The organism is Nocardioides caldifontis, assembly GCF_008087345.1.
GTDB lineage: Bacteria > Actinomycetota > Actinomycetes > Propionibacteriales > Nocardioidaceae > Marmoricola_A > Marmoricola_A caldifontis.
The window spans coordinates 330,741-354,960 of the sequence record NZ_VHIB01000008.1; the positions used below are offsets into that span (position 1 = coordinate 330,741).

Sequence of the window (24,220 nt, forward strand, 5' to 3'; positions counted from 1 at the left end):
GCGTCGGGTCGTCAGAACATGATGGTCGTGAACGTGGCGGTCTGCCGGAAGCCGACCCGTTCGTAGACCCTGCGCGCGGGGGTGTTGTGCTCGTTGACGTAGAGCGAGACCACCGGCGCGACGTGGCGCAGCGCGAGCTCGACGACCGCCGCCATCCCGACCACCCCGAGCCCCTGCCCGCGGAACTCCGGGTCGACGTAGACGCCCTGCACCTGGCAGGCGTGCGGTGACGCCGCGGCCACCTCGGCCTTGAAGAGCACCCGCCCGTTGTCGATCCGGGCGAAGGACCAGCCGCGCGAGACCAGCTGGGCGACCCGGGCCCTGTAGAGGGACGCGCCGCCGTGCTCCTCGGGGGAGACGCCGACCTCCTCGGTGTACATCGCCACGCACGCCGGGTAGAGCACGTCGAGGTCGGCCATCGTGCACCGGCGGACGGCGGGGTCGGGGCGGACCGCCGGCTCGCCGGCGATCTCGAGGTGCGGCTGGCCGCGGCGCACCTCACGCGGCGGCGCCCAGGTGTGGCGCAGCCGCTCCCACATCGTCTCGACCGCGTCCTCGGGGCCGAGGATCGTCGAGCAGCGGCGCCCCTGCGAGAGGGCCCGCCCGGCGAACTGCTCGGCGGCCGCGGTGTCGGCCATCGCCGGGATCAGGTTCGCCGCGGAGTGGCAGACGGAGAGCAGGGTGTCGCCCTCGTAGCAGCCCCAGACCTCGCCGTTGAGCCACCGCGGCTGGAGCTGGGTCGTGCGGGCGCGGTAGTCGGTGACGACGTTGACCACCGGGTCGCGCGCGAGCAGCCCGGTGACCTCGGGGAGGTCGTCGGGCCCGAGGACGCGCAGCGAGCGCTGCGTGCGGAGCACGTGCGCACCATAGCCCCCCGAGGGGGTCCCAAACGCAGGTCAGCCCACGGAGACCGAGGGCTCGGCGCCCTCGACGCTCTCCATCCCCTCGGCGATCCGCATGGCCTCCTCGATCAGCGTCTCGACGATCTGCGACTCGGGGACGGTCTTGACGACCTCGCCCTTGACGAAGATCTGTCCCTTGCCGTTGCCGGAGGCGACGCCGAGGTCGGCCTCGCGGGCCTCGCCGGGCCCGTTCACGACGCACCCCATGACCGCGACGCGGAGCGGCACCTCGAGCCCGTCGAGGCCGGAGGTGACCTCCTCGGCGAGCTTGTAGACGTCGACCTGCGCGCGGCCGCAGGAGGGGCAGGAGACGATCTCGAGGCGGCGCGGCCGCAGGTTCAGCGACTCCAGGATCTGCAGCCCGACCTTGACCTCCTCGACCGGCGGCGCCGACAGCGAGACCCGGATCGTGTCGCCGATCCCCTTCGACAGCAGGGCCCCGAAGGCCACCGAGGACTTGATGGTCCCCTGGAACGCGGGCCCGGCCTCGGTGACGCCGAGGTGCAGCGGCCAGTCGCCGGCCTCGGCGAGCATCTCGTAGGCGCGGACCATCACGACCGGGTCGTTGTGCTTGACCGAGATCTTGAAGTCGTGGAAGTCGTGCTCCTCGAAGAGGCTCGCCTCCCACTTCGCCGACTCGACGAGGGCCTCGGGGGTGGCCTTGCCGTACTTCTTCAGCAGCCGCGGGTCGAGCGAGCCCGCGTTGACGCCGATCCGGATCGAGGTGCCGCGGTCCTTCGCGGCGCGCGCGATCTCCTTGACCTGGTCGTCGAACTTCTTGATGTTCCCCGGGTTCACGCGTACGGCGGCGCAGCCGGCGTCGATCGCGGCGAACACGTAGCGGGGCTGGAAGTGGATGTCGGCGATCACCGGGATCTGCGACTTCTGGGCGATCGCGGGGAGCGCGTCGGCGTCGTCCTGGCTGGGGCAGGCGACCCGCACGATGTCGCAGCCGGAGGCGGTCAGCTCGGCGATCTGCTGGAGGGTGCTGTTGACGTCCGCGGTCAGCGTGGTGGTCATCGACTGCACCGAGATCGGGGCGTCCCCACCGACGAGCACGTTGCCGACCTTGATCTGCCGGCTCTTCCGCCGGGGGGCGAGCACCGGCGGCGGGGCGGCGGGCATGCCGAGGCTGACCGAGGTCACAGACTGCTCCTTCGAGGGGGTTGGCTCACCCCCGATCCTAGGCGGCGGGGCGTAGCGCGACGGCCGAGCGGCAGGTCAGGTGACCTGGATCGGCACGACGAGGTCGCCGACGATCAGCACGAACCCCATGACCAGCAGCACGCTGGCCACCACGTAGGCGACCGGCAGCAGCTTGGCGACGTCGACGAACCCGGGGTCGGGGCGGCGGCGGACCCGGGCCCAGCCGCGGCGGACGGCCTCGTAGAGCGCGCCGGCGATGTGCCCGCCGTCGAGCGGCAGCAGCGGGATGAAGTTGAACATCCCGACGAAGAGGTTCAGCCCCGCCAGCAGGCTGGCGAGGAAGACGACCCGCTCGACCGGGGTCGTCTCGGTGTTCGAGGTCACCTCGCCGGCGATCCGGCCGGCGCCGACGACGCTGACCGGGCTGTCCACGGAGCGCTCCTCGACGCCGACGATCGCCTTGGCCACCCCCCACACCCGCACCGGCAGCTCGCCGAGCGCCTCGAGGGTGTTCCAGGTCATCGCGCCCATCTGCTCGGTGGTGTAGAGCAGCCCGTGGGTCTCCCGCTCGGGGGTCGTGGTGACGCCGAGGAACCCGGCCTGGACGGTCTTCTCGAGGTCGTCGAGCGACCGCACGGTGTTGACCGTGGTGTCGGTGGTCGTGGTCAGCTCGCGACCGTCGCGCTCGTAGCCGATCACGGCCTCGCCGTCACGGTTCGCCCGGATCAGGTCGACGAGCTGGTCCCAGCTCTCGACGGTGGTGCCGTTGAAGGTGAGGATCCGGTCGCCCGGGCGGAGCCCCGCCTCGGCGGCAGGCGACGCGGGGTCGTCGGCGGTGCAGTCGCGGCCGGCCTCGTCGGAGGGGATCACGCAGGCGGAGACGGTGTTGACGGTGGTGGTCGGCTCCTGGACGCCGTACAGCCCGAAGATCGCAGCGAACAGCCCGAAGGCGATGACGAGGTTCACCGTCGGCCCGCCGGCCATCACGATGACCTTCTTCCACCAGGGCAGCCGGTAGAACAGCCGGTCCTCGTCGCCGGGCCCGACGAGCTCGTACTCCGCCGAGCGGGCGTCGGAGACCAGCTGGGAGAACATCCCGGTGTTGCTGGCCCGCGGGCGGCCGAGCTCGTCGTCGGGGTCGGGGGGCAGCATCCCGACGAGCTTCACGTAGCCGCCGAGCGGCAGCGCCTTGACGCCGTACTCGGTCTCGCCGCGGCGGGTGGACCACACGGTGCGTCCGAAGCCGACGAAGTACTGGGTGACCTTCACGCCGAACTTCTTGGCGGGGTACATGTGCCCCACCTCGTGGAGCCCGATCGAGACCGCGACGCCGACCACGAAGACGACCACGCCCAGCACGTACAGCAGCACGGTCACAGCCCGGTCTCCCTCGTCGCCTCACGCCTGGCCCAGGCGTCCGCGGCCAGCACGTCGTCGACGTCCAGCCCCTCGTTCGAGCGTACGTCGTGGCGACCGAGCACGGCATGGATCGTGGGGACTATGTCCGTGAACCGCAACGCACCGCGGCGGAAGGCGTCGACGCAGACCTCGTTGGCGGCGTTGTAGACCGCCGGGGCGGTGCCTCCGGCGGCGCCGGCCTCCTTGGCCAGCCGCACCGCGGGGAACGCCTCGTCGTCGAGCGGGAAGAACTCCCAGGTCTCCGGTCTCGTCCAGTCGACCGCGGGCGCCGCGTCGGGCACCCGGTCGGGCCAGGCCATGCCGAGCGCGATCGGGATCAGCATCGACGGCGGGCTGGCCTGCACGACCGTGGAGCCGTCGACGAACTCGACCATCGAGTGCACCACCGAGGTCGGGTGGACCACGACCTCGATGCGGTCGAACGGCACCCCGAAGAGCAGGTGCGCCTCGATCACCTCGAGCCCCTTGTTGACCAGCGTCGCGGAGTTGATCGTGACCACGGGCCCCATCGACCAGGTCGGGTGGGCCAGCGCCTGCTCGGGGGTCACGTCGTGCAGCTCGGCGGCGGTGCGGCCGCGGAAGGGCCCGCCCGACGCGGTGAGCACCAGCCGGCGGACCTCCTCGGGGCTCCCGGAACGGAGGCACTGGGCCAGCGCGCTGTGCTCGGAGTCGACCGGCACGATCTGCCCGGGGCGCGCCCGGCCGGTGACGACCGGGCCGCCGATGATCAGCGACTCCTTGTTCGCCAGCGCCAGCGTGGTGCCCGCCTCGAGGGCGGCAAGGGTCGGCCGCAGCCCGACGGCCCCCGTCATCCCGTTGAGCACGACGTCGCAGGGCAGCCCGGCGGCCTCGACGGAGGCCGCCTCACCGGTCCCGACGTACGCCGGAGCGAACTCCTCGGCCTGCTCGCGGAGCAGGTCGGGGCGGGTGCCCCCGGCGGTGAGCCCCACGACCCGGAACCGGTCGGGGTTGCGGCGCACCACGTCGAGGGCCTGGGTGCCGATCGACCCGGTGGAGCCCAGGACCACCACGTCGCGCCGCTCGCTCCTGGCTCGGGTCATCCGTTCGGCTCCTCCGGGTGGTCACTTCGCGTCTTCGGCCCCCGCGGGGCCCGGCGCGACCGTACCCTGACCGAAACGGACATCTCGGACAGTACGGCTTCCGTACGAGGGCGGCACCATGAGCGTCAGCACGATCGGTCAGCGCATGAGCGCTGCCGCGCTGCGCCACGTGCTGGCGACGGTCCTGGTGTTCCTGTCGATCTTCTACTACTTCTACGGCCCGCCGATCACCGACCGGCTCGCCCGCGCCGCCCACGACCGGTGCAACGAGCTCACCGGCAGCAGCTACCGCAACTACGTGCTCCAGTGGCGCACCACGACCTACCAGTCCCTCGACGTCCCGCACTGGCAGTGCCACAGCCTGAGCGAGCCTGGCAGGGCCTGGGACCTCGGCTGGTGGGTCAGCTTCTGACCTCGAGCCGACCCGTGTGGCGCTCCCCGGCGGTCAGTCGTCGCGCATCCCCCAGGGCGAGCCGTACTCGGTGAGCAGGTCGAGGAACGGCACCGCGTCGAACGCCTCCGGGCCGAGGACGCCCGCCCCGGACCAGGTGCCGCTGGCGAGCAGCTCCAGCGCCACGACCGGGTTGACCGCGGTCTGCCACACCACGCACTGGTGGCCGTACTCGCGCATCGACCACTCGTTGTCGACCACGTGGTAGAGGTACGTCGACCGTGGCCGGCCGTCCTTGCCCTTGCCGGTCACGTGCAGCCCGGCGCAGGTCTTGCCCCGCATCCGCTCCCCCAGGCCGGCCGGGTCGGGGAGGCAGGCCGCCACGACGTCGCGGGGTGCCACCTCCACCAGGGTTCCTGAGCTCGTCGACGGGACACGCACCTTGTCCGTGCGGTCGAGGCCGAGCTTGTGCAGCGTCTTGAGCACGCCGATGAACTCGTCGCCGAGGCCGTACTTGAACGTCGCCCGCTTGCAGTCGACCCACCTCGGCATGAGGAGCACCTCCTCGTGCTCCACGTTGACGCACTCGACGGGGCCGATGCCCTCGGGGAAGTCGAAGACCTCCGGCTCGCTGAACGGCGGCGTGGTGAACCAGCCCCGCTCCTTCTCCCACACCACCGGCGGGTTGAGGCACTCCTCGATCGTGGTCCAGATCGAGAAGCTCGGGGCGAAGATCGGCTCGCCGTCCTCGCCGAGCACCTCGAGGTTCGCCCCGTCGCGCGTGCCGAGCTCGTCGATCTCGGAGAACAGGTGGTCGGCGGCGTACCTCGCGAACACGTCGGAGAGCCCCGGCTCGACACCGATCCCGACGAGGGCGAGCCGGCCCGCCCGCTCCCACTCCTCGGCCTTCGCGAACTGCTCGTCGCCGAGCTTCACCCCCACCTCGGAGTACGGCGTGGTGGGGTGCGGCCTCGACAGGCTCATCGCCATGTCGAGGTAGTGAGCGCCCGCTGTCGCGGCCCCGTCGAAGATCGGCATCACGAACCGCGGGTCGACCGCGTTCATGACGTGGGTGATCCGGTGCTCCTCCACCAGCGCCTGCACCGACGCCGCGTCGGAGGCGTCGACCCGGGCGGCGGTGAACCGGGCGTCGGCGGCCGCCGCCTTCTGCGCCCGCGCCTCGTCGTAGTCGGCGACGACGAGCGTCTCGAAGAAGTCGCGGCGGGCGACGATGGCGGCGAACGCACCGCCGACACCGCCGGCACCCACGAGCAGGATCCGCACCGTCACTCCCCGATGAAGGACATCACGTGCTTGATGCGCGTGTAGTCCTCGAGGCTGTAGGCGGACAGGTCCTTGCCGTGGCCGGAGTACTTGAAGCCACCGTGCGGCATCTCGGACAGGAACGGGATGTGGGTGTTGATCCACACGCAGCCGAAGTCGAGCCGCTTGGCCATCCGCATCGCCCGGCCGTGGTCCTTGGTGAAGACCGAGGACGCGAGGCCGTACTTCACGCCGTTGGCGAAGCGCAGCGCCTCGGCCTCGTCGGTGAACTTCTGCACGGTGATCACGGGGCCGAAGATCTCCTCCTGGATCTGCGGGTCGTCCTGGTGGAGCCCGGAGAGCACGGTGGGCTCGAAGAAGTAGCCCTGCTCGCCCTGGCGGTGGCCGCCGGCCTCGACCTTCGCGTGGTCGGGCAGCGACTCGACCATGCCGGTGACCCGCTGGAGCTGGTTGGCGTTGTTGAGCGCGCCGTAGAGGATGTCCGGGTCGTCGGGCATCCCGGTGCGGGTGTTGCGGGCCTGCTCGGCGAGCGCAGCGACCACGTCGTCGTACACCCCGGGAGCGGCGAGCACGCGGGTGGCCGCGGTGCAGTCCTGGCCGGCGTTGAAGTAGCCGGCGGTCGCGATCGCCTCGGCCGCGGCGGCGACGTCGGCGTCGTCGAAGATGACGACCGGTGCCTTGCCGCCGAGCTCGAGGTGGGTCTGCTTCAGCTGGGTCGCCGCAGAGGCCGCGACCTCCATCCCCGCACGGACCGAGCCGGTGATCGCCACCATCTCGGGGATCTGGTGCTCGACGATCGCCCGGCCGGTGTCCCGGTCGCCGCAGACGACGTTGAAGACGCCCGGCGGCAGGAACTCCTGGGCCAGCTCGGCGAGCATCGTGGTCGTTGCCGGCGTGGTGTCCGACGGCTTGAGCACGATGGTGTTGCCGGCGGCAAGGGCCGGCGCGATCTTCCAGATCGCCATCATCAGCGGGTAGTTCCACGGCGTCACCTGGCCGACGACGCCGATCGGCTCGCGGCGCACGAAGGACGTGTGGTCCTTGAGGTACTCCCCTGCCGACTTGCCCTCGAGGAGCCGGGCGGCGCCGGCGAAGAAGCGCAGCTCGTCGACCGACGGCGGCAGCTCCTCCTCCTCGGTGAGGTGGATCGGCTTGCCGGTGTTCTCGCACTCGGCCTTCACGAACTCCGCCGAACGCTTCTCCAGCGCGTCGGCCATCTTCAGCAGCGCGACCTGGCGCTCCGCGGGAGTCGTCTCGCCCCAGCTCTCGAAGGCGGCCTGCGCGGCCTTCATCGCCCGGTCGACGTCCTCGGCCGAGGAAGCGGGGGCGGTCGCGTAGACCTGCCCCGTCGCGGGGTTGATCACGTCGTAGGTCTCGCCGGAGGCGGCGTCCACGAGCTCACCGTTCACCACGTTGCGGAAGTTCTGCGTCATGGCCGGAGCCTAGTCAGGATCGCCCTCGGAAGGGTAGGCCGCCCCGCCACCGATTCCGAAGGAAACTGCGGGCATCGACAGACGAGGACACACCGCGAGTGGCGCCAGGACGACTGATTCACTTGCTACTCCGACGCGGGCAGTCCAAGATGGGAGGACCCCCTTCACCCAGGAGCAGCTGTGTCGTCACACCCCCAGACCCCCGACCTGCAGGCCGCCGCGCGCGACAACCTGTGGATGCACTTCACCCGGATGTCGACCTACCAGGACCACGAGGTCCCGGTCATCGTCCGGGGCGAGGGCCCCTACGTGTACGACGCCCAGGGCCGGCGCTACCTCGACGGCCTCGCCGGGCTGTTCGTGAGCCAGCTCGGCCACGGCCGCACCGACATCGTCGAGGCGATGTCGAAGCAGGCCTCGGAGCTGGCGTTCTTCCCGCTGTGGTCCTACGCCCACCCCGCGGCGATCAAGCTCTCCGAGCGCATCGCCTCGATGACCCCGGGTGACCTCAACCGGGTCTTCTTCACCACCGGCGGCGGCGAGGCCGTCGAGTCCGCGTGGAAGCTGGCCAAGAACTACTTCAAGGTCACCGGCCGCCCCTACAAGCACAAGGTGATCAGCCGCGCGATCGCCTACCACGGCACCACCCAGGGCGCCCTGTCGATCACCGGGCTGCCGCCGCTGAAGGCGCCGTTCGAGCCGCTGGTCCCCTCGACGTTCCGGGTTCCGAACACCAACATCTACCGGGCACCGCTGCACGGCGACGACCCCGAGGCGTTCGGCCGCTGGGCCGCCGACCAGGTCGCGGTCGCGATCGAGAACGAGGGCCCGGAGACGGTGGCCGCGGTCTTCCTCGAGCCGGTGCAGAACTCCGGCGGCTGCTTCCCGCCACCGCCCGGGTACTTCCAGCGGGTCCGCGAGATCTGCGACGAGTACGACGTGCTCCTGGTCTCCGACGAGGTGATCTGCGCCTTCGGGCGGCTGGGTGAGTACTTCGGCGCAACCCGCTACGGCTACCAGCCCGACATCATCACCTGCGCCAAGGGGCTGACCTCCGGCTACGCCCCGCTCGGCGCGATGATCGCCTCCGACCGGCTGATGGAGCCGTTCCTCGAGGGTCACGAGACGTTCCTGCACGGCTACACCTTCGGCGGCCACCCGGTCTCCGCGGCGGCCGCGCTCGCGAACCTCGACGCCTTCGAGCGCGAGGGGATCAACGCCCACGTCCGCGACAACGAGGGCGCCTTCCGGGCCACCCTCGAGCGGCTGACCGACCTGCCGATCGTCGGTGACGTCCGTGGCGACGGGTACTTCTACGGCATCGAGCTGGTCAAGGACAAGGCGACCAAGGAGACCTTCTCCGACGACGAGGCCGAGCGGCTGCTCCGCGGATTCTTGTCGAAGGCACTGTTCGAGGGCGGCCTTTATTGTCGCGCTGACGACCGCGGCGACCCGGTCATCCAGCTCTCGCCGCCGCTGATCTGCGACCAGCAGCACTTCGACGAGATCGAGGAGATCCTCCGCAAGGTCCTGACCCAGGCGTGGCAGCTCCTCTGACGACTTGGACGTCCCGGCGAGGGGTGGGATGGCGGCGGCCCCGTGCAGAGCGAGAGCTCGGTGCGGGGCCGCTGCCCGTCGTCCTGCCCCTCAGACCGCCGGGCGGTCGACCGGGTGGCGCGTGACGCAGTAGGCGCGGCCCGTGGGGTCGAGGAGCACGACCCACTCGGGCGTCCGGCGTACCTCCGTGGCGCCGAGCACGACGTGGCGCCCGGCCTCGACCAGGTAGTCGTCGGCGCCGAGGTCGAGGTGGCCGGTGACCACGGACTGCTCGTCGTCGAGCCGCTGCAGCAGCACCTGGATCGAGAGGTTCCCCGGGCGGCGCAGCCGGCGGAACTCGTCGTCGGGGTCCTGGTCCACCAGCTCCCAGCCGGTGAGGTCGGCCCAGAACCGGCACTCGTCATCCCACCGCGACGGCGGGATGTCGAGGCAGACCTGGTCGACCTTGCTCCGCCCGCCGGGCCAGGTCGCCGGAGGGGCCGGCCGTGACGCGGGGTGCGGGACGACGCAGAACGTCATGCCGCCCGGTGACCCGCAGACGACGTACCCCTCGTCGAGGTAGCTCGCCGTCGCGCCCAGCTCCTCGGCATGCGCGGCGAGCCCGCGCACGTCGTCGCTGTGCAGGTCGAGGTGGAGCCCGCCCGGCGCCGACTGCACCACGGTCTGCAGCTTGAGGTGCGGGTCGCCCTCCCCCGGCACCAGCGAGGTGAACTCGCCGCGGGGCCCGCGCGGGTCCGATGGGTGGTAGCCGGTGACCCTGGACCAGAAGGTCTCCGCCTCCTCCGCGTGCTCCTCGGGGGTGTCGAGGAACCCGGTGACCCACCGGACCTGCCCGGTGCGGGGTGCGTGGGCTGGCTGCGTCATGGGCCGAGGCTACAAGCGGCGCACGCGACTCAGCTCATGCCCGCGAGCTCGGCCAGCCGCGCCATGCCCGGGCCGACCGCCTCGCGGAACCGCTCGACGGCCGTCGTGAGGGCCGGGGTGGGCGCCCTGCCGGGCGGGATCGCGGCGGGGTTGAGCGAGACGGTGTCGGCCCACGCCTTGACCTCCGGGGCGGCGCCGAAGGCGAGCGACGCGCGCCCGCCGAGCACCTGCATCCGTGCCCAGTCCTTCGGCGTGTTCGAGTACGGCGACGGTGGGCACAACGCGTTCTTCCGGTCGTCACCGCCGGTCGTCGCCTCGACGAACCCGATCAGGGAGGCCCCGAAACAGGGGAACCCCGTGCGGACCGGCTGGAGCGTGATCCCCCGGTCCTGCCAGATCGGCACCAGCGGCCGTTGCGGCAGCCCCGAGGCCGCGCAGTGCACGACGACCGAGCCCGGCGGCACCGCGACCTCCCCCTCGTCGAGCACCAGCCGTCCCGGCTCCACCCGGCGCAGGTGGCCGAGCCGGACCACGCGCTCGATCGTGCGCAGCAGGTCGAGCTCCCACCGCCCGAGGGTCGGGGTCTTCGCCATCGTGGGCGTCACGGAGCGGTCGACGCGGAGCATGATCCCGGCGTCCTCGAGCCTGAGGAAGAGGTCGTCGGGATCGCGTGCCGCGGTCGCGGCGGCCATCGTGTCGGCGGCCATCCCGATGAACACCGCGGGGTCCGGCTGCACCACCGCCCGGTCGAGCATCCACGGGTCGCGCGGGCGCACCCAGGTGATCGCGTCGGGGTCGACGCCGTTGCCGAGCAGCCACACGCACGCGTCCGTGGCGGTCTTCCCCGAGCCGACCACGACGTACGTCGGCGGCGGCGCGTCCAGCCGCACGAGGTCGTTGACGGCGACCACGTGGGCGTCTTCGCCGACCTCGAACGGCGGCGGCGTCGTGGCCGGGATCGAGGGCGCGAGGTAGTGCGCGTCGACGACCCGGCGGGCGCGGACCTCGCGTCGCTCGCCGGAGACCCGCGAGACGAGGACCCCGTCACCCAGGTGCTCGGTGGCGGGCAGGAACCGGACCTTGCCCGAGGCGATCAGCCGCTCGCGCAGCACCCGCTCGTAGTAGGCGCAGATCTCCGCGGCCGTGGCGCGCTCGTGCAGCCCGGCCTCCGGCCCCTCGTGCTGCACCCGCCCCCCGCCGAGGAGGGTGGAAGGGACGCCGTAGAAGGCCGACGCCTGGTGCAGCCGGACGAAGGGGTAGGCGTCCAGCCAGTGGCCGCCCACCCCGTGGCGCCGGTCGACCAGCACGACGTCGACGTCGGCGTGGTCGACGAGGGCGTCGGTGAAGGCCATCCCTGCCGCCCCTGCCCCGACCACCAGGTAGTCAGCCACCAGTGGGGCCATGTGCCGATGCTGACCCCGGCGCCAGGGGCGGTCAATCGCCCGTTCGGCTCAGCTCTTGGGCTGGGCGGGGTTGGTCGGGTCGCCGTGGGACGGCGGGTTCACCGGAGGGCCCTCGGTGACCGCGGGGCCGTCCTGCTCGTTCGGCGGGCCCTTGGTGGGGTCCTCGTCGTTCTGCTTGTCAGGGTCTGCGTTGAGCGGTCCGCCCATGACGACCTCCTCGTCTCGGGTGCGTGTCGGTCCCTTTCCGCGTACCCGCGGTCGGCGAGCCGGACACCTCCGGCGACCTCTCGTGGGAACCGACCATGGCCGTGCCACGCTGGCGCCATGACCGAATCCTCCCCCGTCGTCGTGGTGACCGGCGCCAACGGCTTCGTCGGCTCCCGGACGGTGACCGCGCTCGCCGGGCGGGGCGCCACCGTCCGCGCCGTCGTACGCCGCCCCGGGACCGCCCCCGAGCTCGCCGGCGTCGAGGAACGCGTCGGCGAGTTCTTCGACCCCCGGCTCGCCGAGGACGTCGTCCGCGGCGCGACCGCGGTGGTGACGACGGTGCACCCGATGGGGAGCGACCGCGACACCCAGCAGCGCATCGGCGTCGAGGGCACGCCGGTGCTCGCCCGGGCCGCCCGGGACGCCGGTGTCGGACGGCTCGTCCACCTGTCGACGGCGGCGGTCTACGACCGCTCCGCGTCGGCGGGTGACGTGGACGAGCACTCCCCGCTCGTCGGAGCGGACGCCAACGACTACGCGGCCACGAAGCGCGACACCGACGCCGCGCTCGGCGACGTCGACGGGATCACGCGGGTCCTGCTACGGCCGCCGGCCATCCTCGGCGCCGGGGAGCGGTCGGTGTGGAACACGCTGCGTCCCGCCGACATCCGCGCGGACGCGGAGGCCCGGCGTGCGAACCCCGACCGGTCGTTCGCCTGGGTGCACGTCGACGACCTGGTCACGCTCGCTGCGGACCTCGCCACCGGCAGGGTGGCGACCGCCGACGCCCCGGAAGCAGGACCGCTCGAGGGCGGGTGCACGCCCGTCAACGTGGCAGCCGGCCCGGCCACCGCGCGCGACTACTTCGGCACCGTCACGCAGGCGCTGGGGGTCGACCCGGTCTGGGAGGACGGACCCGCGTGGACCGGCCGTGTCGTGGCCGACCGGGCGCGCGGCTGGGGGTGGCGCCCGACCGTGGAGCTCGCGGAGGCGCTGGCGGAGCTCAGCCGGGGGCTCCGGGGTCCAGCCTGACCGTCATGGTCACCGTGAGCTCGTCGCCGGGCGCGAGGGCGTTCGGCCTGCGCACCGCGTCCTTGACCGGCAGCAGGTAGCCGCCGTCCTTCGGGAAGAGCGACGTCGTGAACGTGACGTCGCCGATGCGCGCCTCCACCGGCACCACGCCCCAGCCGTACGACGCCATCGCGGCGACCTCGCGCACGTCCTCGCACTCCTGTGCCGGCACCGGGACGAAGAAGTACGGCGCCGGCCCCCGCCACTCGACGAGGACGCCGGTGAACGAGAGCTCCATGCTCACTCCCCCCGCTCCTGGGCCGCCCGCCGCGCCCGGGCCCGGCGCTTCCCCTCGTGCATGGCCTGCACCCGCGCCACCGGGATCGCGCGGCCTTCCTCGACGAGCACGTCGGGGAGCGGCTGGGCGGCCGGCATCAGCTCCGCCCACGGGTCGGCGTCGCCGAGCCTCGCCCGCGCGGTCCGCAGCGTGAGCTCCGGCGGCGTGACGGAGGCGAGCTCCTCCCAGGCGAGCGGGAACGACACCGGCGTGCCGGGACGCACCCGCGGGCTGTAGGCCGCGACCACGGTCGCGCCACCCGCGCGGGTGGCGTCGAGGAACACCTTCCCGCCCCGGTCCTCCTTCAGGTAGGCCGTCGTGGCGAGCCCGGGGTCGAGCCGCTCGGCACGCGCGGCCAGGGCCCGGGTCGCCGCGGCGGCCACGTCGACCGGCGTCTCCTCGATCGGGACGAAGACGTGCACCCCCTTGGCCCCGCTGGTCTTGACCGCGCCGGCCATCCCCAGCCCGTCGAGCGCCTCGCGGACCAGGTGGGCGGCGGCGACCGCTGCGGGGAAGGCGCTTCCCGGGGGCGGGTCGATGTCCAGCACGACCGCGTCCACGCGGTCCCACCGGTCGGCGCGGACCAGGGTCGGGTGGTACTCGACCGCCCGCTGGTTGGCGAACCACAGCAGCGACCGGCGGTCCTGGCAGAGCGCGTAGGTGACCTGCCGGTGGGACGACTCGGCCCAGTACGACAGCCGCTGCATCCACTCCGGGGTGTACTTCGGGAGGTTCTTCTGCATGAACGGTTGCTGGCCGCGCAGCACCCGGACCACCGACAGCGGCCGGTCCCGCAGCCCCGGGAGGATCCGCTCGTGGACCGCGTCGAGGTAGTCGACGAGCTCTCGCTTCGTCGCCTCCGCACCGTCGAACAGGGGCTGGTCGAGGTTGGTGAGCGCGACGCCGTCGCGCTCCTCGTCCGTGCTCACCCGGGCCACCCTGCCACGGCGAGGCTGCGCGGGGCAGGATGAGCAGCCCATCCAGGTGACGAGAGGCCCGTCGATGAAGCTGCACGAGTTCCCGCGCTACCCGCTGACCTTCGGACCGAGCCCGGTGCACCGGCTCGCCCGGCTGACAGAGCACCTCGGCGGCGCGGAGGTCTGGGCGAAGCGCGAGGACGTGAGCAGCGGCCTGGCGTACGGCGGCAACAAGGTCCGCAAGCTCGAGTACATCGTCCCCGACGTGCTCGCCAGCGGCGCCGACACGTTGGTGTCGATCGGCGGCGTGCAGTCCAACCACACCCGCCAGGTGGCCGCGGTCGCCGCGCACCTCGGTTTGAAGGCGCGGCTCGTGCAGGAGAAGTGGGTGCCGTGGGACGACCCGGTCAACGACCGCGTCGGCAACATCCTGCTCTCGCGGATGATGGGTGCCGACGTGCGTCTCGACCCGTCGGGCTTCGACATCGGCATCCGCCGCTCGTGGGAGGAGGCGCTGCACGACGTCGAGGAGAGCGGCGGCACGCCGTACCCGATCCCGGCGGGGGCGAGCGAGCACCGGCTCGGCGGGCTCGGGTTCGCGAACTGGGCCTTCGAGGTGGCCGAGCAGGAGAAGGCGCTCGGCGTCCACTTCGACACCATCGTGGTCTGCACGGTGACCGGCTCGACGCACGCCGGCATGGTGGCCGGGTTCGCCGCGCTCGAGGAGCTCACGGGCGTCGGTCGCCGGGTTCTCGGCATCGACGCCTCGGCCACGCTGGAGAAGACCCGTGACCAGGTGGAGCGGATCGCCCGGCACACCGCCGAGCTGATCGAGCTCGGCCGGGACCTGCGCGACGACGAGCTGCAGCTCCTCGAAGGGTGGGCCGGCGACCTGTACGGCATCCCCGTCGAGTCGACCATGGAGGCGATGCGGCTCGGCGCCCAGCTGGAGGCGATGATCACCGACCCGGTCTACGAGGGGAAGTCGCTCGCCGGTCTGATCGACCTCGTCAAGGGCGGGGAGATCCCGCGCGGGTCGACGGTGCTCTACGCCCACCTCGGCGGGCAGCAGGCGCTCAACGCGTACCACTCGCTCTGGCCCTGACCCGGAGCCGCGGCTAGCTGCGTTCGGCCCGCCGCAGGCCGTGCTCGGGGGTCCACCACTCGACGACGAGCAACGTCGCCGCCTCGTCGAGGTGGGTGGGGACGACCTCGAGGACGTCGGCCCTGAACAGCTCGGCCTCCTCCGCCGTGCCGAGGGAGACCGCCCGCCCGGCGACCTTCGCCTCGCCGGGCCACCGCGCCTCCGCACCCTCGACCGGGTCGACGGTGGCGCTGTGCAGCGCGAACCGCGGGTCCCGTCGGAGGTCGGCGCCCTTGCGTGAGCCCGCCATCGACCCGAACGTCAGCTCACCCTCGGCGAAGGCCGCCTCGATGCCGGAGATCCGCGGCGACCCGTCCACGCGAAGGGTCGCGATCGTCTTGTGGCGGTGGGCGTCGAAGAGCCGCCGCACGCGTTGCGCGAACGCCGGCTCGGCCTCCTCGAGCACGGCCCACCGCACCACCTCGACTCCCCCTCAGGCCATCCGCAGGAACGCCAGGTGCTGCTCGTACTGGTCGAGGCAGTCGTGGATGACCTGGTTCTCGGTGAACCCCATGACGTCGTAGTCCTGGCCGCCGCCGTCGAGGTGCACCTCGAGCCGTGCGTAGCGGTCACGGTCGCCGATCATGCGTCCGCCGTACGTCGGGACCGCGGACTCGGTCACGACCACCCGGTAGACGAACGGGTGCTCCGGGTCCTCGGTGCGCAGCTCGCACCACGGGAGGGCCGGTCCGTCGCCGTCCAGCGGGGCCGCCGGTCGCTCGCCGCCGCTCGTCACGACCACGGCGAGCCCGCGCGCCTCCATGTCGGCCGCGACCTCGCGCAGGGCCGGCGCGACGACCTGTTCGAGGTGGTCGGTGGCGTCCTGGACGTCGACGAAGTTGAGGGCTCGTGCCAGCCGCGCGCGCCAGGCGCCCCGGCTCTCGGTCGCCGCACGCGCGGACAGCATCGTCGGCAGGTGGTGCACGGCCGAGTCAGCCCGGCGGGCCTCGACCCGCAGCGCCTTGTGCAGCCCCCACATGACGAGCACGAGGACGAAGGCGAAGGGCACGGCGAAGATGATCGTGGCGTACTGCAGCGCGGTGATGCCGCCGACCACCAGCATCGCGATCGTGAGCAGGCCGGTGATCGCGGCCCAGACGATCCGCATCCACGGCGCCGCGTCGTCCTGCACGCTGCGGAGCCGCGAGCTGAGGTTGCCCATCACCAGGGCGCCGGAGTCCGCCGAGGTCACGTAGAACAGCAGCCCGATGAAGATCGCGAGCACGATCAGGAACCCCGACGCCGGGTACTCCTCGAGCAGGGTGAAGAACCCGGAGCCGTCGAACTCCTGCGCCTGCGCGGCGAACGCGTCGTCACCGCCCCGGACCCGGTCGAGGGCGGCGTTGCCGAAGATCGAGATCCACATGACGATGTAGGTGAACGGGATCACCATCGTCCCGGCCACGAACTGTCGGATCGTGCGGCCCCGGCTGATGCGGGCGAGGAAGAGGCCGACGAACGACGCCCAGGCGATCCACCAGGCCCAGAAGAACAGGGTCCACAGCGACATCCACTCGTCGTTGTCGACGAACGCGAAGGTCTCCATCGTCTTCGCCGGGAAGGTGCGCACGAAGTCGCCGACGTTCGTCACCACCGCGTTGAGGATGAACGTCGTCCTCCCGGTGACGAGCACCCAGGCGGCCAGCCCGAGCGCGAGCACCACGTTGAGCTGCGACAGGAACCGGATCCCCCGGTCGACACCGGTGGTCGCCGACACCGCTGCCATCGTCACGGCGAGCACCGCGAGCGCGATCTGGGCGCCGTTGCCGACCGGGACGTCGAAGGCCTGGTTGAGCCCCACGTTGAGGAAGACCACGCCGATGCCGAGGCTGGTGGCCACCCCGAACACCGTGCCGAGGACGGCCGCGGTGTCCACGGCGTGGCCGAGCGCGCCGTCGATCCGCTTGCCGAAGATCGGGTAGAGCGCGGACCGCACCGCGAGCGGGAGGTTCTGCCGGTAGGCGAAGTAGGCGAGCGCCAGCCCCATGACCGCGTACATCGCCCACCCCGTGACGCCGTAGTGGAATAGCGTCCACACGGTCGCCTCGCGGGCCGCCCCGACCGTCCCTGGCTCACCGCTCGGCGGAGCCATGTACTGCGTGACGGGCTCGACGACGGAGTAGAACATCACGTCGGTGCCGATCCCGGCGGCGAACAGCATCGAGGCCCAGGCGAAGGTCGAGAACTCGGGACGGGAGTGGTCCGGGCCGAGCCGCACGTGGCCGTAGCGGGGAGACCCCGAGGAAGATGACGAAGACCAGGATGGCCGTCGCCAGCGCGATGTAGAACCAGCCGAACCCCGTCGTCACGCGTTCGACGACCTCGGCGATCGCGCTCTCCGCGCGCTCGGGGGCGACGATCGCCCACAGCGCCATCACGGTGACGCCCACCGCGGAGCCCAGGAAGACGGGCCACCTCGCGAGCGGTCCGCCCCACCGACCGGGGGGCGGCTCCTCGACAGGGCTGGCCGGGGTGCGGGTCTCGGTGCTCACAGGCCTTCTCCTTCTGTGCCCGGGCACGGCGCGTGGGGGTGGTCCCGAGCGTGGGTGCACCGCTCCGCCGCGGCATCAGGATGCCCGACGCCGCGCTCGAGCGGGAAGGGTCGGCCGCCGCTCCAGCCAGTCGGTGACCGGTCAGCGACGCAACGCACCGAAGGGATCGGCGGCCCCGGGCCAGTAGCTGGACCACTCCTGCCAGAGCTTCCGCGGCGATGACGACGTCGGTGACACCGCTGATGGCCTCGCCCATCAGCCGCCCCTCCTCGGGGCCGAGCTGAACCCCAACGCCTCGCTGATCACCGGGGTGGTCTGCGGCGTGCGGGTGCAAGAGGTCGAGGACCCGCTGATGCGGAAGATCCGCTACCTCGACAAGCTCGTCGACGAGCTGGCGAAGGGCAAGGCGATGGAGAAGGTCCTCCGCAGCTGAGGCTCGGGCGTCCGGCCCGCCGCTCAGCCGCGCGCCGGGGCCTCGCGGACCCGCCGCAGGACCGAGCCGCCCACGACCATCGACAGCGCGAGCACGAACATGATCGTGCCGATCACGTTGACCTGCATCGGCACACCGCGCTGCGCCGCACCCCAGACGTACATCGGGAACGTGACCGTCTGCCCCGACGTCAGGTTCGTGATGATGAAGTCGTCGAAGGAAAGCGAGAAGCTCAGCAGCGCCGCCGCGACGATGCCGGGCACGACCAGCGGGAACGTCACCCGCCAGAACGTCTGCCACTCGGTGGCGTAGAGGTCTGCCGCCGCCTGCTCGAGCCGGGGGTCGAGCCCCGCGAGCCGTGCCTTCACCGTGATCACCACGAACGACAGGCAGAACATCACGTGGGCGATGAAGATCGTCCAGAACCCCAGCTGCCCCGCGAACCCGGCGTTCACGAACAGCGCGAGCAACGAGGACCCCAGCACGATCTCCGGCGAGGCCATCGGCAGGAAGATCAGCACGTTCGACGTCGAGCGGCCACGGAAGTGGTGGCGCACCATCGCGAACGCCATCAGGCTCCCCAGCAGGGTGGCGAGCCCGGTCGCCATCAGCCCGATCTGGATGCTCTTCCCGACCGAGGAGCACATCTGGTACGGGTCGCAGATCGACGTCCAGTTGTCGAGGGTGAAGCCGTCGAAGTCGTATCCCAGCCGGCTCGCCGGGTCGTTGAACGACATCAGCACCACCACGACGATCGGGGTGCAGAGGTAGGCCAGCACGAGCAGCCCGAAGAGCATCACGCCGTGCGCGCCGAGCCAGTTCCTGATCGCGCTCATACCAGCTCGTCCGTCCCGCTGCGCCGCACGTACACCGCCACCAGCGCGACGATCGCGACCATCAGCATCACCGACAGCGCCGACGCGGTCGGCAGCACGCTCGCCTGGAAGAGGTCGTTGATGTCGTTGCCGATCATCCGGGTCCGCGGGTTGCCCAGCAGCTCGGAGTTGATGAAGTCACCGGCTGCGGGGATGAAGGTGAGCAGCGTGCCGGCGACGATGCCGGGCATCGCCAGCGGCACCGTCACCAGCCGGAACGCGGTGAACGGCGAGGCGTAGAGGTCGGCGGCCGCCTCCACCAGCCGGACGTCCAGCCGCTCGAGGCTCGCGTAGAGCGGGAGCACCATGAACGGCAGGAAGTTGTAGGTCAGCCCGGTGATCACCGCGGCCGGCGTCGCCAGCAGCCGCAGGTCGTCCGGGACCAGCGGCAGGGCCTGGAGGGCGTTGACCACCCAGCTGTCGTCACCGAGGAGCAGCTTCCACGACAGCGTCCGCAGCAGGAAGCTGGTGAAGAACGGCGCGATGACGGCGACCAGCATGAGGTTGCGCCAGCGTCCCGCCTTCAGCGCGATCGCGTAGGCGAGCGGGAACCCCAGCAGCAGGCAGGCGATCGTCGCAGTCAGCGCGTAGAGGAAGGACCGGACGAACGTGGAGCCGTACTCCGACAGGGCGTCGGCGTAGTTCTGCACGTGCCCGGTCATCGAGTATCCGGTGGCCAGCGACCCGGACGGGTCGTACAGGCTGCTGCTCACCAGCGTCACCAGCGGCACGAGGAAGAACAGCAGGAGCCACACCGTGCCCGGCAGCATCAGCAGGTAGCCGGTGATCCCGCGGCGCTCGGTGCCCGGGTCGGTCGCCTGCACGTCGGGGGTGCCCCCGGTCGGCCCGGGGACGTGGCTCAGGGCGCTCACCGCGCCCTCACTCCCCGTCGCCGAGCTCGGCCCCGGCCCTCACGTCCTGGCGCGCGTCGAGCAGGAAGGTGTGCTCGGCCAGCCAGGTCAGGTCGACGTCGTCGCCGACCGCGAACGGCCGCCGCTCACCGGTGTTCTGCTCGAAGGCCATCAGCTCCTGGCCCGAGGCCATCCGGACGAGGTACTGCGTGCTCACGCCGACGAAGCTGACGTCGCTGACCCGGCCGCCGGAGAGCCGGTTGAGCTCCTCCTGGCGCCCCTCCCCGGGGCGCTGGAGGATGACCTTCTCGGGGCGTACGCCGACCCAGACGTCGCCCTCGAGGTCGCGGGAGGTGACCTTCGAGGCCCGCACGGTCGTGCCGAGCACCTCGGTGAGGAACTCGTCTCCCTGCTTGGACTTCACCACCCCGGAGATCAGGTTCGACTGGCCGAGGAAGTTCGCCACGAAGGTCGACCGCGGGTGGCCGTAGAGCTCCTCCGGCGCGCCCATCTGCTCGATCACGCCGGCGTTCATCACCGCGATGGTGTCGGCCATGGTCATGGCCTCCTCCTGGTCGTGGGTGACGTGGATGAAGGTGATGCCGACGTCGGTCTGGATCCGCTTCAGCTCCAGCTGCATCGCGCGGCGCAGCTTCAGGTCGAGCGCGCCGAGCGGCTCGTCGAGGAGGAGGACCCGGGGCCGGTTGATCAGGGCCCGGGCCAGGGCGACCCGCTGCTGCTGACCGCCGGAGAGCTGCGCCGGCCGGCGTGCGGCGTACTGCTGGAGCTCGACGAGCTCGAGCATCTCGCCGACCTTGGTGCGCAGCTCGCCCTTCGACACCTTGCCCTGGCGGCGCAACCCGAAGGCGACGTTGTCCTCGACGGAGAGGTGCGGGAAGAGCGCGTAGCTCTGGAACACCGTGTTGACCGGGCGTCGGTAGGGCTTGAGGTCGGTGATGTCGTCACCACCGAGCAGGATGCGGCCGGCGGTCGGCCGTTCGAGCCCCGCCACCATCCGCAGCGTCGTCGTCTTGCCGCACCCCGAGGCGCCGAGCAGCGCGAAGAACGCGCCCTCCGGGACCTGCAGGTGCAGGTCGTCGACCGCGACGAAGTCACCGAACCGCTTGGTGACCCCTTGGATCTGAAGGTCGGCCCCGCCTCCGCTCAGGCCACCCGCCTGCTCCACCATGTCTCTCCCTGTCACTCCCCCCGCTCACCTGGACGCTCTCGAGGCTGCTCCCGCAGGTCAGCCGATCGCCTGCGAGAACTCCGTCTCGTACTTGCGGGCCGTCTCCTCGTCGAGCGACATGAAGGCGAAGGTCTGCGCCATGAACTCCTCGTCGGGGAAGATCAGCGGCGCGTCGACGAGCGACGGGTCGATCTTCTCCATCGCCTCCTTGGCACCCTGCACCGGGCAGATGTAGTTGACCCATGCGGCCAGGGTCGCGGCCACCTCCGGGTCGTAGTAGTAGTTCATCAACGCCTCGGCGTTGGCTTTGTGGTCCGCCCGGTTCGGCACCATCATGTTGTCGGACCACAGCGAGAGCCCCTCCTCGGGGACGACCCACTTGATGTCGGGGTTGTCGTACTGCATCGCGATCACGTCGCCGGACCACGCCTCGCACGCCACGAGGTCGCCCTTGTTGAGGTCGTCGACGTAGTCGTTGCCGGTGAAGCGGCGCACCTGCCCGCTGGTCACCGCCTTCTCGAGCTCCTCGATGGCCTGGCCCCACTCGTCGTCGCTGAAGTCGCTCGGGTCGGCGCCCACGACCTTGAGCATGAACCCCATCGTGTCGCGCATCTCGGTCAGGAGGCTGATCCGGCCGCTGATGTCCGGGTTGGTCAGCAGCTCCTCGAAGCTGCCGATCTCGCCGGTGTACTTGGAGTTGTAGGCGATCCCGGTGAACCCGCTCTGCCACGGGACGCTGCGCTTGCGGCCCGGGTCCCACGCGACGTCCTGGAGGTTCGGCACCAGGTTGGCGTCGACGTTGGGCAGGTTGTCGTGGTCGAGCTCCTGGATCCAGCCGAGGTCGATCATCCGGGCAGCCATCCAGTCGGTCATCACGATGATGTCCCGGCCGATCGGTTCGCAGGCGCCGAGCTGGTTCTGCACCTTGGCGAAGAACTCGGTGTTGTCGTTCACGTCGGTGTTGTAGTTGACCTGGATGCCGGTCTGCTTCTCGAACGCCTCGAGCGTCGGCATCCTCTTGCCGTCGACGTCGATGTACTCCGGCCAGTTGGAGAAGTTGACGACCTTCTCCGAGTCGGACTTGTCGGTGCTCGTGCACTCGTCGCTCTCCACCTTCGCGGCTTCGGTGCCGCACGCCGCCAGCAGCCCCGGGAGGCCGACGCCGAGGCCGCCGATCGCGGCTCCACGGACGAAGCCGCGACGGCTGAGGTCCGGCACGGGGAAGGACAGGCGCGGAGCGCGTCGAGTGCTGCGGTTCATCGGCAGTTCCCTCCGGTGGTCTCGGTGAGGTGCGAGGAATCCTCGCATGACACCCCCGTCACGCCAAGCGGATCCGTCGCTTTGTGGCGCGAAGCCTACGGAATCGTGAGGTGTCCGTGACAGAGGGTCTTTTGACGCCGGGCGGGGGTGGTGCCAGGATCGGCCGCGTGACAAGGCCGTCCGGACGCAACGGTCGCCCTCGCGCGGCCCTCGACGACGTTTCCAAGGCCATCATCGAGCAGCTGCAGCAGGACGGCCGACGCTCGTATGCCTCCATCGGCAAGGTCGTCGGGCTCTCCGAGGCCGCCGTCCGCCAGCGGGTCCAGCGGCTCATCGACAACGGCGTCATGCAGGTGGTCGCCGTGACCGACCCGCTCGAGCTCGGCTTCAGCCGCCAGGCGATGATCGGCGTCCGCGCGACCGGCGACCTCGGTCCGGTCGCCGACGCCCTGGTCGAGATGGACGAGGTGGACTACGTCGTGGTCGCCGCCGGGTCGTTCGACATCCTGGTCGAGGTGGTCGCCGAGAGCGACGAGCACCTGCTCGACATCGTCTCGAAGCGGATCCGCGCGATCCCGCAGGTGCTGAGCACCGAGACCTTCGTCTACCTCCAGCTGCGGAAGCAGACCTACTCGTGGGGCGTCCGCTGAGCAGTCCGGCCGCCCCTTCGTCCTGCTGGCAGTCCCTGTCGTTCTGGCACGCCACCGCGGGCGAGGACTGGACACCGCGACCGCCGCTCGCCCACGACACGGACGCCGACGTCGCGATCGTCGGCGCGGGCTACACCGGGCTCTGGACCGCCTACTACCTCCTCCGCGAGGACCCGTCGCTCCGGGTCGTCGTCCTCGAGGCCGAGGCCGCGGGGTACGGCGCCTCGGGCCGCAACGGCGGATGGTGCTCGGCCCTCTTCCCCATGGGGACCGACCGGCTCGCCGCGCTCCCGGGCTCCGACCGCGAGGCCGCCATCGCGCTCCACCGGGCCATGCGCGCCACCGTCGACGAGGTCCTCGCGGTCGTGGCGACCGAGGGGATCGACGCGGACGCGGTCAAGGGCGGCACCGTGTCGGTCGCGCGGACCCCGGCCCAGCTGCAGCGGGCCAGGGAGGAGCTGGAGCACGCGCGGTCGTGGGGCCGCGGCGAGGACGAGCTCCGGCTCCTCGACCCCGTCGAGACCGCCGAGGTGGTCCGGCTCTCCGACGCCCTCGGCTCGCTCTACACCCCCGACTGCGCGACGATCCACCCCGCCAAGCTGGTCCGGGGGCTCGCCCGCACCGTCGAGCGGCTCGGCGCCCGGATCCACGAGCGCACCCGCGCCCTCCGGCTGGACCCCGGCGCGGTCGTCACCGACCACGGCACCGTGCGGGCCGACGTCGTCGTACGGGCCACCGAGGGGTACACCCCGCTGCTCGCCGGCCACCACCGCGCCCTCGTCCCGGTGCACTCCCTGGTCGTCGCCACCGAGCCCCTGACCGACGAGCAGTGGGACCGCGTCGGGCTGCACGGCCGGCCCACCTTCACCGAGCAGCGGCACCTGGTCGTCTACGGCCAGCGGACCCGCGACGGGCGGCTGGTGTTCGGCGGTCGTGGGGCGCCGTACCACTTCGGCTCGCGGGTCGGCGAGGGCCACGACGAGAAGGTCTGGACCGCGCTGCGCGCGACGCTGCGGGAGTACTTCCCGGTCCTCGAGGACGTCGCCTTCACCCATGCCTGGGGCGGCGCGCTCGGCGTGCCGCGCGACTGGTGCGCCTCGGTGGGGCTCGACCGGCGGACCGGGTTCGCCTGGGCCGGCGGCTACGTCGGCGACGGGGTCAGCACCACCAACCTCGCCGGCCGCACCCTCCGCGACCTCGTGCTCGGACGGGACACCGAGCTCACCCGGCTGCCCTGGGTGGACCACCGCTCCCCCACCTGGGAGCCCGAGCCGCTGCGGTGGCTCGGCATCAACGCGGGGCTCCGCGCCGCCACCGTCGCGGACCGCGAGGAGGCACTCACCCGGCGGCCGAGCAAGGTGGCCGCCCTGCTGGCACCGCTCACCGGCCACTGA

General features: G+C 71.6%; 23 protein-coding genes and 2 pseudogenes. 7 read left to right on the top strand and 18 right to left on the bottom strand.

What is annotated here, in order from left to right:
• Positions 1–11: 11 nt before the first annotated feature.
• From FIP57_RS15845 to FIP57_RS15860, 4 genes are all read right to left on the bottom strand, one after another.
• Complete coding sequence (locus FIP57_RS15845) at positions 12–857, bottom strand: GNAT family N-acetyltransferase (RefSeq protein WP_148574494.1); 846 nt, start codon at positions 855–857, stop codon at positions 12–14.
• 39 nt (positions 858–896) lie between these two features.
• On the bottom strand, positions 897–2,027 hold the full coding sequence (gene ispG, locus FIP57_RS15850; RefSeq protein WP_148574755.1) for a flavodoxin-dependent (E)-4-hydroxy-3-methylbut-2-enyl-diphosphate synthase: 1,131 nt from the start codon (positions 2,025–2,027) through the stop codon (positions 897–899).
• Between the two features lie 96 nt (positions 2,028–2,123).
• On the bottom strand, positions 2,124–3,425 hold the full coding sequence (locus tag FIP57_RS15855) for a M50 family metallopeptidase (RefSeq protein ID WP_148574495.1): 1,302 nt from the start codon (positions 3,423–3,425) through the stop codon (positions 2,124–2,126).
• On the bottom strand, positions 3,422–4,528 hold the full coding sequence (locus FIP57_RS15860) for a 1-deoxy-D-xylulose-5-phosphate reductoisomerase (protein WP_148574496.1): 1,107 nt from the start codon (positions 4,526–4,528) through the stop codon (positions 3,422–3,424). Before FIP57_RS15860 ends, FIP57_RS15855 begins: the two co-directional genes overlap by 4 nt.
• A 118-nt stretch (positions 4,529–4,646) precedes the next feature.
• On the opposite strand from FIP57_RS15860, the gene FIP57_RS15865 reads away from it, so the two are divergent.
• Entirely contained in the window at positions 4,647–4,940 is a 294-nt protein-coding gene (locus FIP57_RS15865) for a hypothetical protein (protein WP_148574497.1), read from the top strand.
• A 33-nt stretch (positions 4,941–4,973) separates the two neighbouring features.
• Here FIP57_RS15865 and FIP57_RS15870 read toward each other — a convergent pair whose 3' ends face one another.
• Both FIP57_RS15870 and FIP57_RS15875 read right to left on the bottom strand, forming a co-directional pair.
• Positions 4,974–6,203 carry a saccharopine dehydrogenase family protein gene (locus tag FIP57_RS15870; RefSeq protein ID WP_148574498.1) on the bottom strand — a complete coding sequence of 410 codons (1,230 nt, stop codon included), beginning with the start codon at positions 6,201–6,203 and terminating at the stop codon, positions 4,974–4,976.
• A gap of 2 nt (positions 6,204–6,205) precedes the next feature.
• On the bottom strand, positions 6,206–7,636 hold the full coding sequence (locus tag FIP57_RS15875; protein ID WP_148574499.1) for a gamma-aminobutyraldehyde dehydrogenase: 1,431 nt from the start codon (positions 7,634–7,636) through the stop codon (positions 6,206–6,208).
• Positions 7,637–7,816: 180 nt separating this feature from the next.
• Between FIP57_RS15875 and FIP57_RS15880 the strand changes: the two genes are divergently transcribed.
• Entirely contained in the window at positions 7,817–9,193 is a 1,377-nt protein-coding gene (locus FIP57_RS15880) for an aspartate aminotransferase family protein (protein ID WP_148574500.1), read from the top strand.
• A 90-nt stretch (positions 9,194–9,283) separates the two neighbouring features.
• Here FIP57_RS15880 and FIP57_RS15885 read toward each other — a convergent pair whose 3' ends face one another.
• The 3 genes from FIP57_RS15885 to FIP57_RS23305 are packed head-to-tail and all read right to left on the bottom strand — an operon-like array spanning position 9,284 to position 11,667.
• Positions 9,284–10,057, bottom strand: coding sequence for a VOC family protein (locus tag FIP57_RS15885; RefSeq protein ID WP_148574501.1), 774 nt, complete (start codon positions 10,055–10,057; stop codon positions 9,284–9,286).
• A 29-nt stretch (positions 10,058–10,086) separates the two neighbouring features.
• Entirely contained in the window at positions 10,087–11,460 is a 1,374-nt protein-coding gene (locus tag FIP57_RS15890) for an NAD(P)-binding protein (protein ID WP_148574502.1), read from the bottom strand.
• A gap of 48 nt (positions 11,461–11,508) precedes the next feature.
• Complete coding sequence (locus tag FIP57_RS23305) at positions 11,509–11,667, bottom strand: hypothetical protein (RefSeq protein ID WP_162529817.1); 159 nt, start codon at positions 11,665–11,667, stop codon at positions 11,509–11,511.
• A 117-nt stretch (positions 11,668–11,784) separates the two neighbouring features.
• On the opposite strand from FIP57_RS23305, the gene FIP57_RS15895 reads away from it, so the two are divergent.
• Positions 11,785–12,699 (top strand): NAD-dependent epimerase/dehydratase family protein, encoded by a 915-nt coding sequence (locus FIP57_RS15895; RefSeq protein ID WP_148574503.1) that lies wholly within the window; start codon positions 11,785–11,787, stop codon positions 12,697–12,699.
• Here FIP57_RS15895 and FIP57_RS15900 read toward each other — a convergent pair.
• Both FIP57_RS15900 and FIP57_RS15905 read right to left on the bottom strand, forming a co-directional pair.
• A complete protein-coding gene (locus FIP57_RS15900; RefSeq protein WP_148574504.1) occupies positions 12,671–12,976 on the bottom strand; it encodes a DUF1905 domain-containing protein in 306 nt (101 codons plus the stop codon). The two genes, FIP57_RS15895 and FIP57_RS15900, sit on opposite strands and share 29 nt — an antisense overlap.
• A 2-nt stretch (positions 12,977–12,978) precedes the next feature.
• Positions 12,979–13,944: a DNA polymerase domain-containing protein gene (locus FIP57_RS15905; protein WP_148574505.1), complete on the bottom strand. Its 966-nt coding sequence runs from the start codon at positions 13,942–13,944 to the stop codon at positions 12,979–12,981.
• 73 nt (positions 13,945–14,017) lie between these two features.
• On the opposite strand from FIP57_RS15905, the gene FIP57_RS15910 reads away from it, so the two are divergent.
• Positions 14,018–15,037 carry a 1-aminocyclopropane-1-carboxylate deaminase gene (locus FIP57_RS15910; RefSeq protein WP_148574506.1) on the top strand — a complete coding sequence of 340 codons (1,020 nt, stop codon included), beginning with the start codon at positions 14,018–14,020 and terminating at the stop codon, positions 15,035–15,037.
• A 13-nt stretch (positions 15,038–15,050) separates the two neighbouring features.
• Here FIP57_RS15910 and FIP57_RS15915 read toward each other — a convergent pair whose 3' ends face one another.
• From FIP57_RS15915 to FIP57_RS24610, 3 genes and pseudogenes are all read right to left on the bottom strand, one after another.
• Positions 15,051–15,497, bottom strand: a complete 447-nt coding sequence (locus FIP57_RS15915; protein WP_148574507.1) for a pyridoxamine 5'-phosphate oxidase family protein — start codon at positions 15,495–15,497, stop codon at positions 15,051–15,053.
• A 12-nt stretch (positions 15,498–15,509) separates the two neighbouring features.
• Positions 15,510–17,300: pseudogene (gene betT, locus FIP57_RS15920) on the bottom strand (choline BCCT transporter BetT); the annotation flags it as partial.
• Between the two features lie 13 nt (positions 17,301–17,313).
• Positions 17,314–17,628: pseudogene (locus tag FIP57_RS24610) on the bottom strand (BCCT family transporter); the annotation flags it as partial.
• A 220-nt stretch (positions 17,629–17,848) separates the two neighbouring features.
• Here FIP57_RS24610 and FIP57_RS15925 point away from each other — a divergent pair.
• Entirely contained in the window at positions 17,849–18,001 is a 153-nt protein-coding gene (locus tag FIP57_RS15925; protein ID WP_338039935.1) for a DUF2200 family protein, read from the top strand.
• 23 nt (positions 18,002–18,024) lie between these two features.
• Here the strand turns inward: FIP57_RS15925 and FIP57_RS15930 are convergent, their stop codons facing one another.
• From FIP57_RS15930 to FIP57_RS15945, 4 genes are read right to left on the bottom strand one after another with little or no spacing between them, the layout of a single operon-like run.
• Entirely contained in the window at positions 18,025–18,837 is an 813-nt protein-coding gene (locus tag FIP57_RS15930; protein WP_148574508.1) for an ABC transporter permease, read from the bottom strand.
• Positions 18,834–19,748 (bottom strand): ABC transporter permease, encoded by a 915-nt coding sequence (locus FIP57_RS15935; protein ID WP_238993509.1) that lies wholly within the window; start codon positions 19,746–19,748, stop codon positions 18,834–18,836. Before FIP57_RS15935 ends, FIP57_RS15930 begins: the two co-directional genes overlap by 4 nt.
• Before the next feature lie 7 nt (positions 19,749–19,755).
• Positions 19,756–20,916 carry an ABC transporter ATP-binding protein gene (locus FIP57_RS15940; RefSeq protein WP_148574509.1) on the bottom strand — a complete coding sequence of 387 codons (1,161 nt, stop codon included), beginning with the start codon at positions 20,914–20,916 and terminating at the stop codon, positions 19,756–19,758.
• A gap of 57 nt (positions 20,917–20,973) precedes the next feature.
• Positions 20,974–22,176, bottom strand: coding sequence for a polyamine ABC transporter substrate-binding protein (locus tag FIP57_RS15945; protein WP_162529831.1), 1,203 nt, complete (start codon positions 22,174–22,176; stop codon positions 20,974–20,976).
• A 167-nt stretch (positions 22,177–22,343) separates the two neighbouring features.
• Here FIP57_RS15945 and FIP57_RS15950 point away from each other — a divergent pair, with 167 nt between their 5' ends.
• On the top strand, positions 22,344–22,826 hold the full coding sequence (locus FIP57_RS15950) for an Lrp/AsnC family transcriptional regulator (protein ID WP_203231296.1): 483 nt from the start codon (positions 22,344–22,346) through the stop codon (positions 22,824–22,826).
• Entirely contained in the window at positions 22,811–24,220 is a 1,410-nt protein-coding gene (locus FIP57_RS15955) for an NAD(P)/FAD-dependent oxidoreductase (protein WP_238993510.1), read from the top strand. Before FIP57_RS15950 ends, FIP57_RS15955 begins: the two co-directional genes overlap by 16 nt.

What these genes read in the sequence shown, in the direction of transcription:
- FIP57_RS15885 (WP_148574501.1), bottom strand. Translation starts at nt 10,057, where the DNA reads ATGACGCAGCCAGCCCACGCACCCCGCACCGGGCAGGTCCGGTGGGTC.
- FIP57_RS15890 (WP_148574502.1), bottom strand. Translation starts at nt 11,460, where the DNA reads ATGGCCCCACTGGTGGCTGACTACCTGGTGGTCGGGGCAGGGGCGGCA.
- FIP57_RS15940 (WP_148574509.1), bottom strand. Translation starts at nt 20,916, where the DNA reads ATGGTGGAGCAGGCGGGTGGCCTGAGCGGAGGCGGGGCCGACCTTCAG.
- FIP57_RS15860 (WP_148574496.1), bottom strand. Translation starts at nt 4,528, where the DNA reads ATGACCCGAGCCAGGAGCGAGCGGCGCGACGTGGTGGTCCTGGGCTCC.
- FIP57_RS15865 (WP_148574497.1), top strand. Translation starts at nt 4,647, where the DNA reads ATGAGCGTCAGCACGATCGGTCAGCGCATGAGCGCTGCCGCGCTGCGC.
- FIP57_RS15900 (WP_148574504.1), bottom strand. Translation starts at nt 12,976, where the DNA reads ATGGAGCTCTCGTTCACCGGCGTCCTCGTCGAGTGGCGGGGGCCGGCG.
- FIP57_RS15930 (WP_148574508.1), bottom strand. Translation starts at nt 18,837, where the DNA reads ATGAGCGCGATCAGGAACTGGCTCGGCGCGCACGGCGTGATGCTCTTC.
- ispG (WP_148574755.1), bottom strand. Translation starts at nt 2,027, where the DNA reads ATGCCCGCCGCCCCGCCGCCGGTGCTCGCCCCCCGGCGGAAGAGCCGG.
- FIP57_RS23305 (WP_162529817.1), bottom strand. Translation starts at nt 11,667, where the DNA reads ATGGGCGGACCGCTCAACGCAGACCCTGACAAGCAGAACGACGAGGAC.
- FIP57_RS15910 (WP_148574506.1), top strand. Translation starts at nt 14,018, where the DNA reads ATGAAGCTGCACGAGTTCCCGCGCTACCCGCTGACCTTCGGACCGAGC.
- FIP57_RS15945 (WP_162529831.1), bottom strand. Translation starts at nt 22,176, where the DNA reads ATGAACCGCAGCACTCGACGCGCTCCGCGCCTGTCCTTCCCCGTGCCG.
- FIP57_RS15895 (WP_148574503.1), top strand. Translation starts at nt 11,785, where the DNA reads ATGACCGAATCCTCCCCCGTCGTCGTGGTGACCGGCGCCAACGGCTTC.
- FIP57_RS15875 (WP_148574499.1), bottom strand. Translation starts at nt 7,636, where the DNA reads ATGACGCAGAACTTCCGCAACGTGGTGAACGGTGAGCTCGTGGACGCC.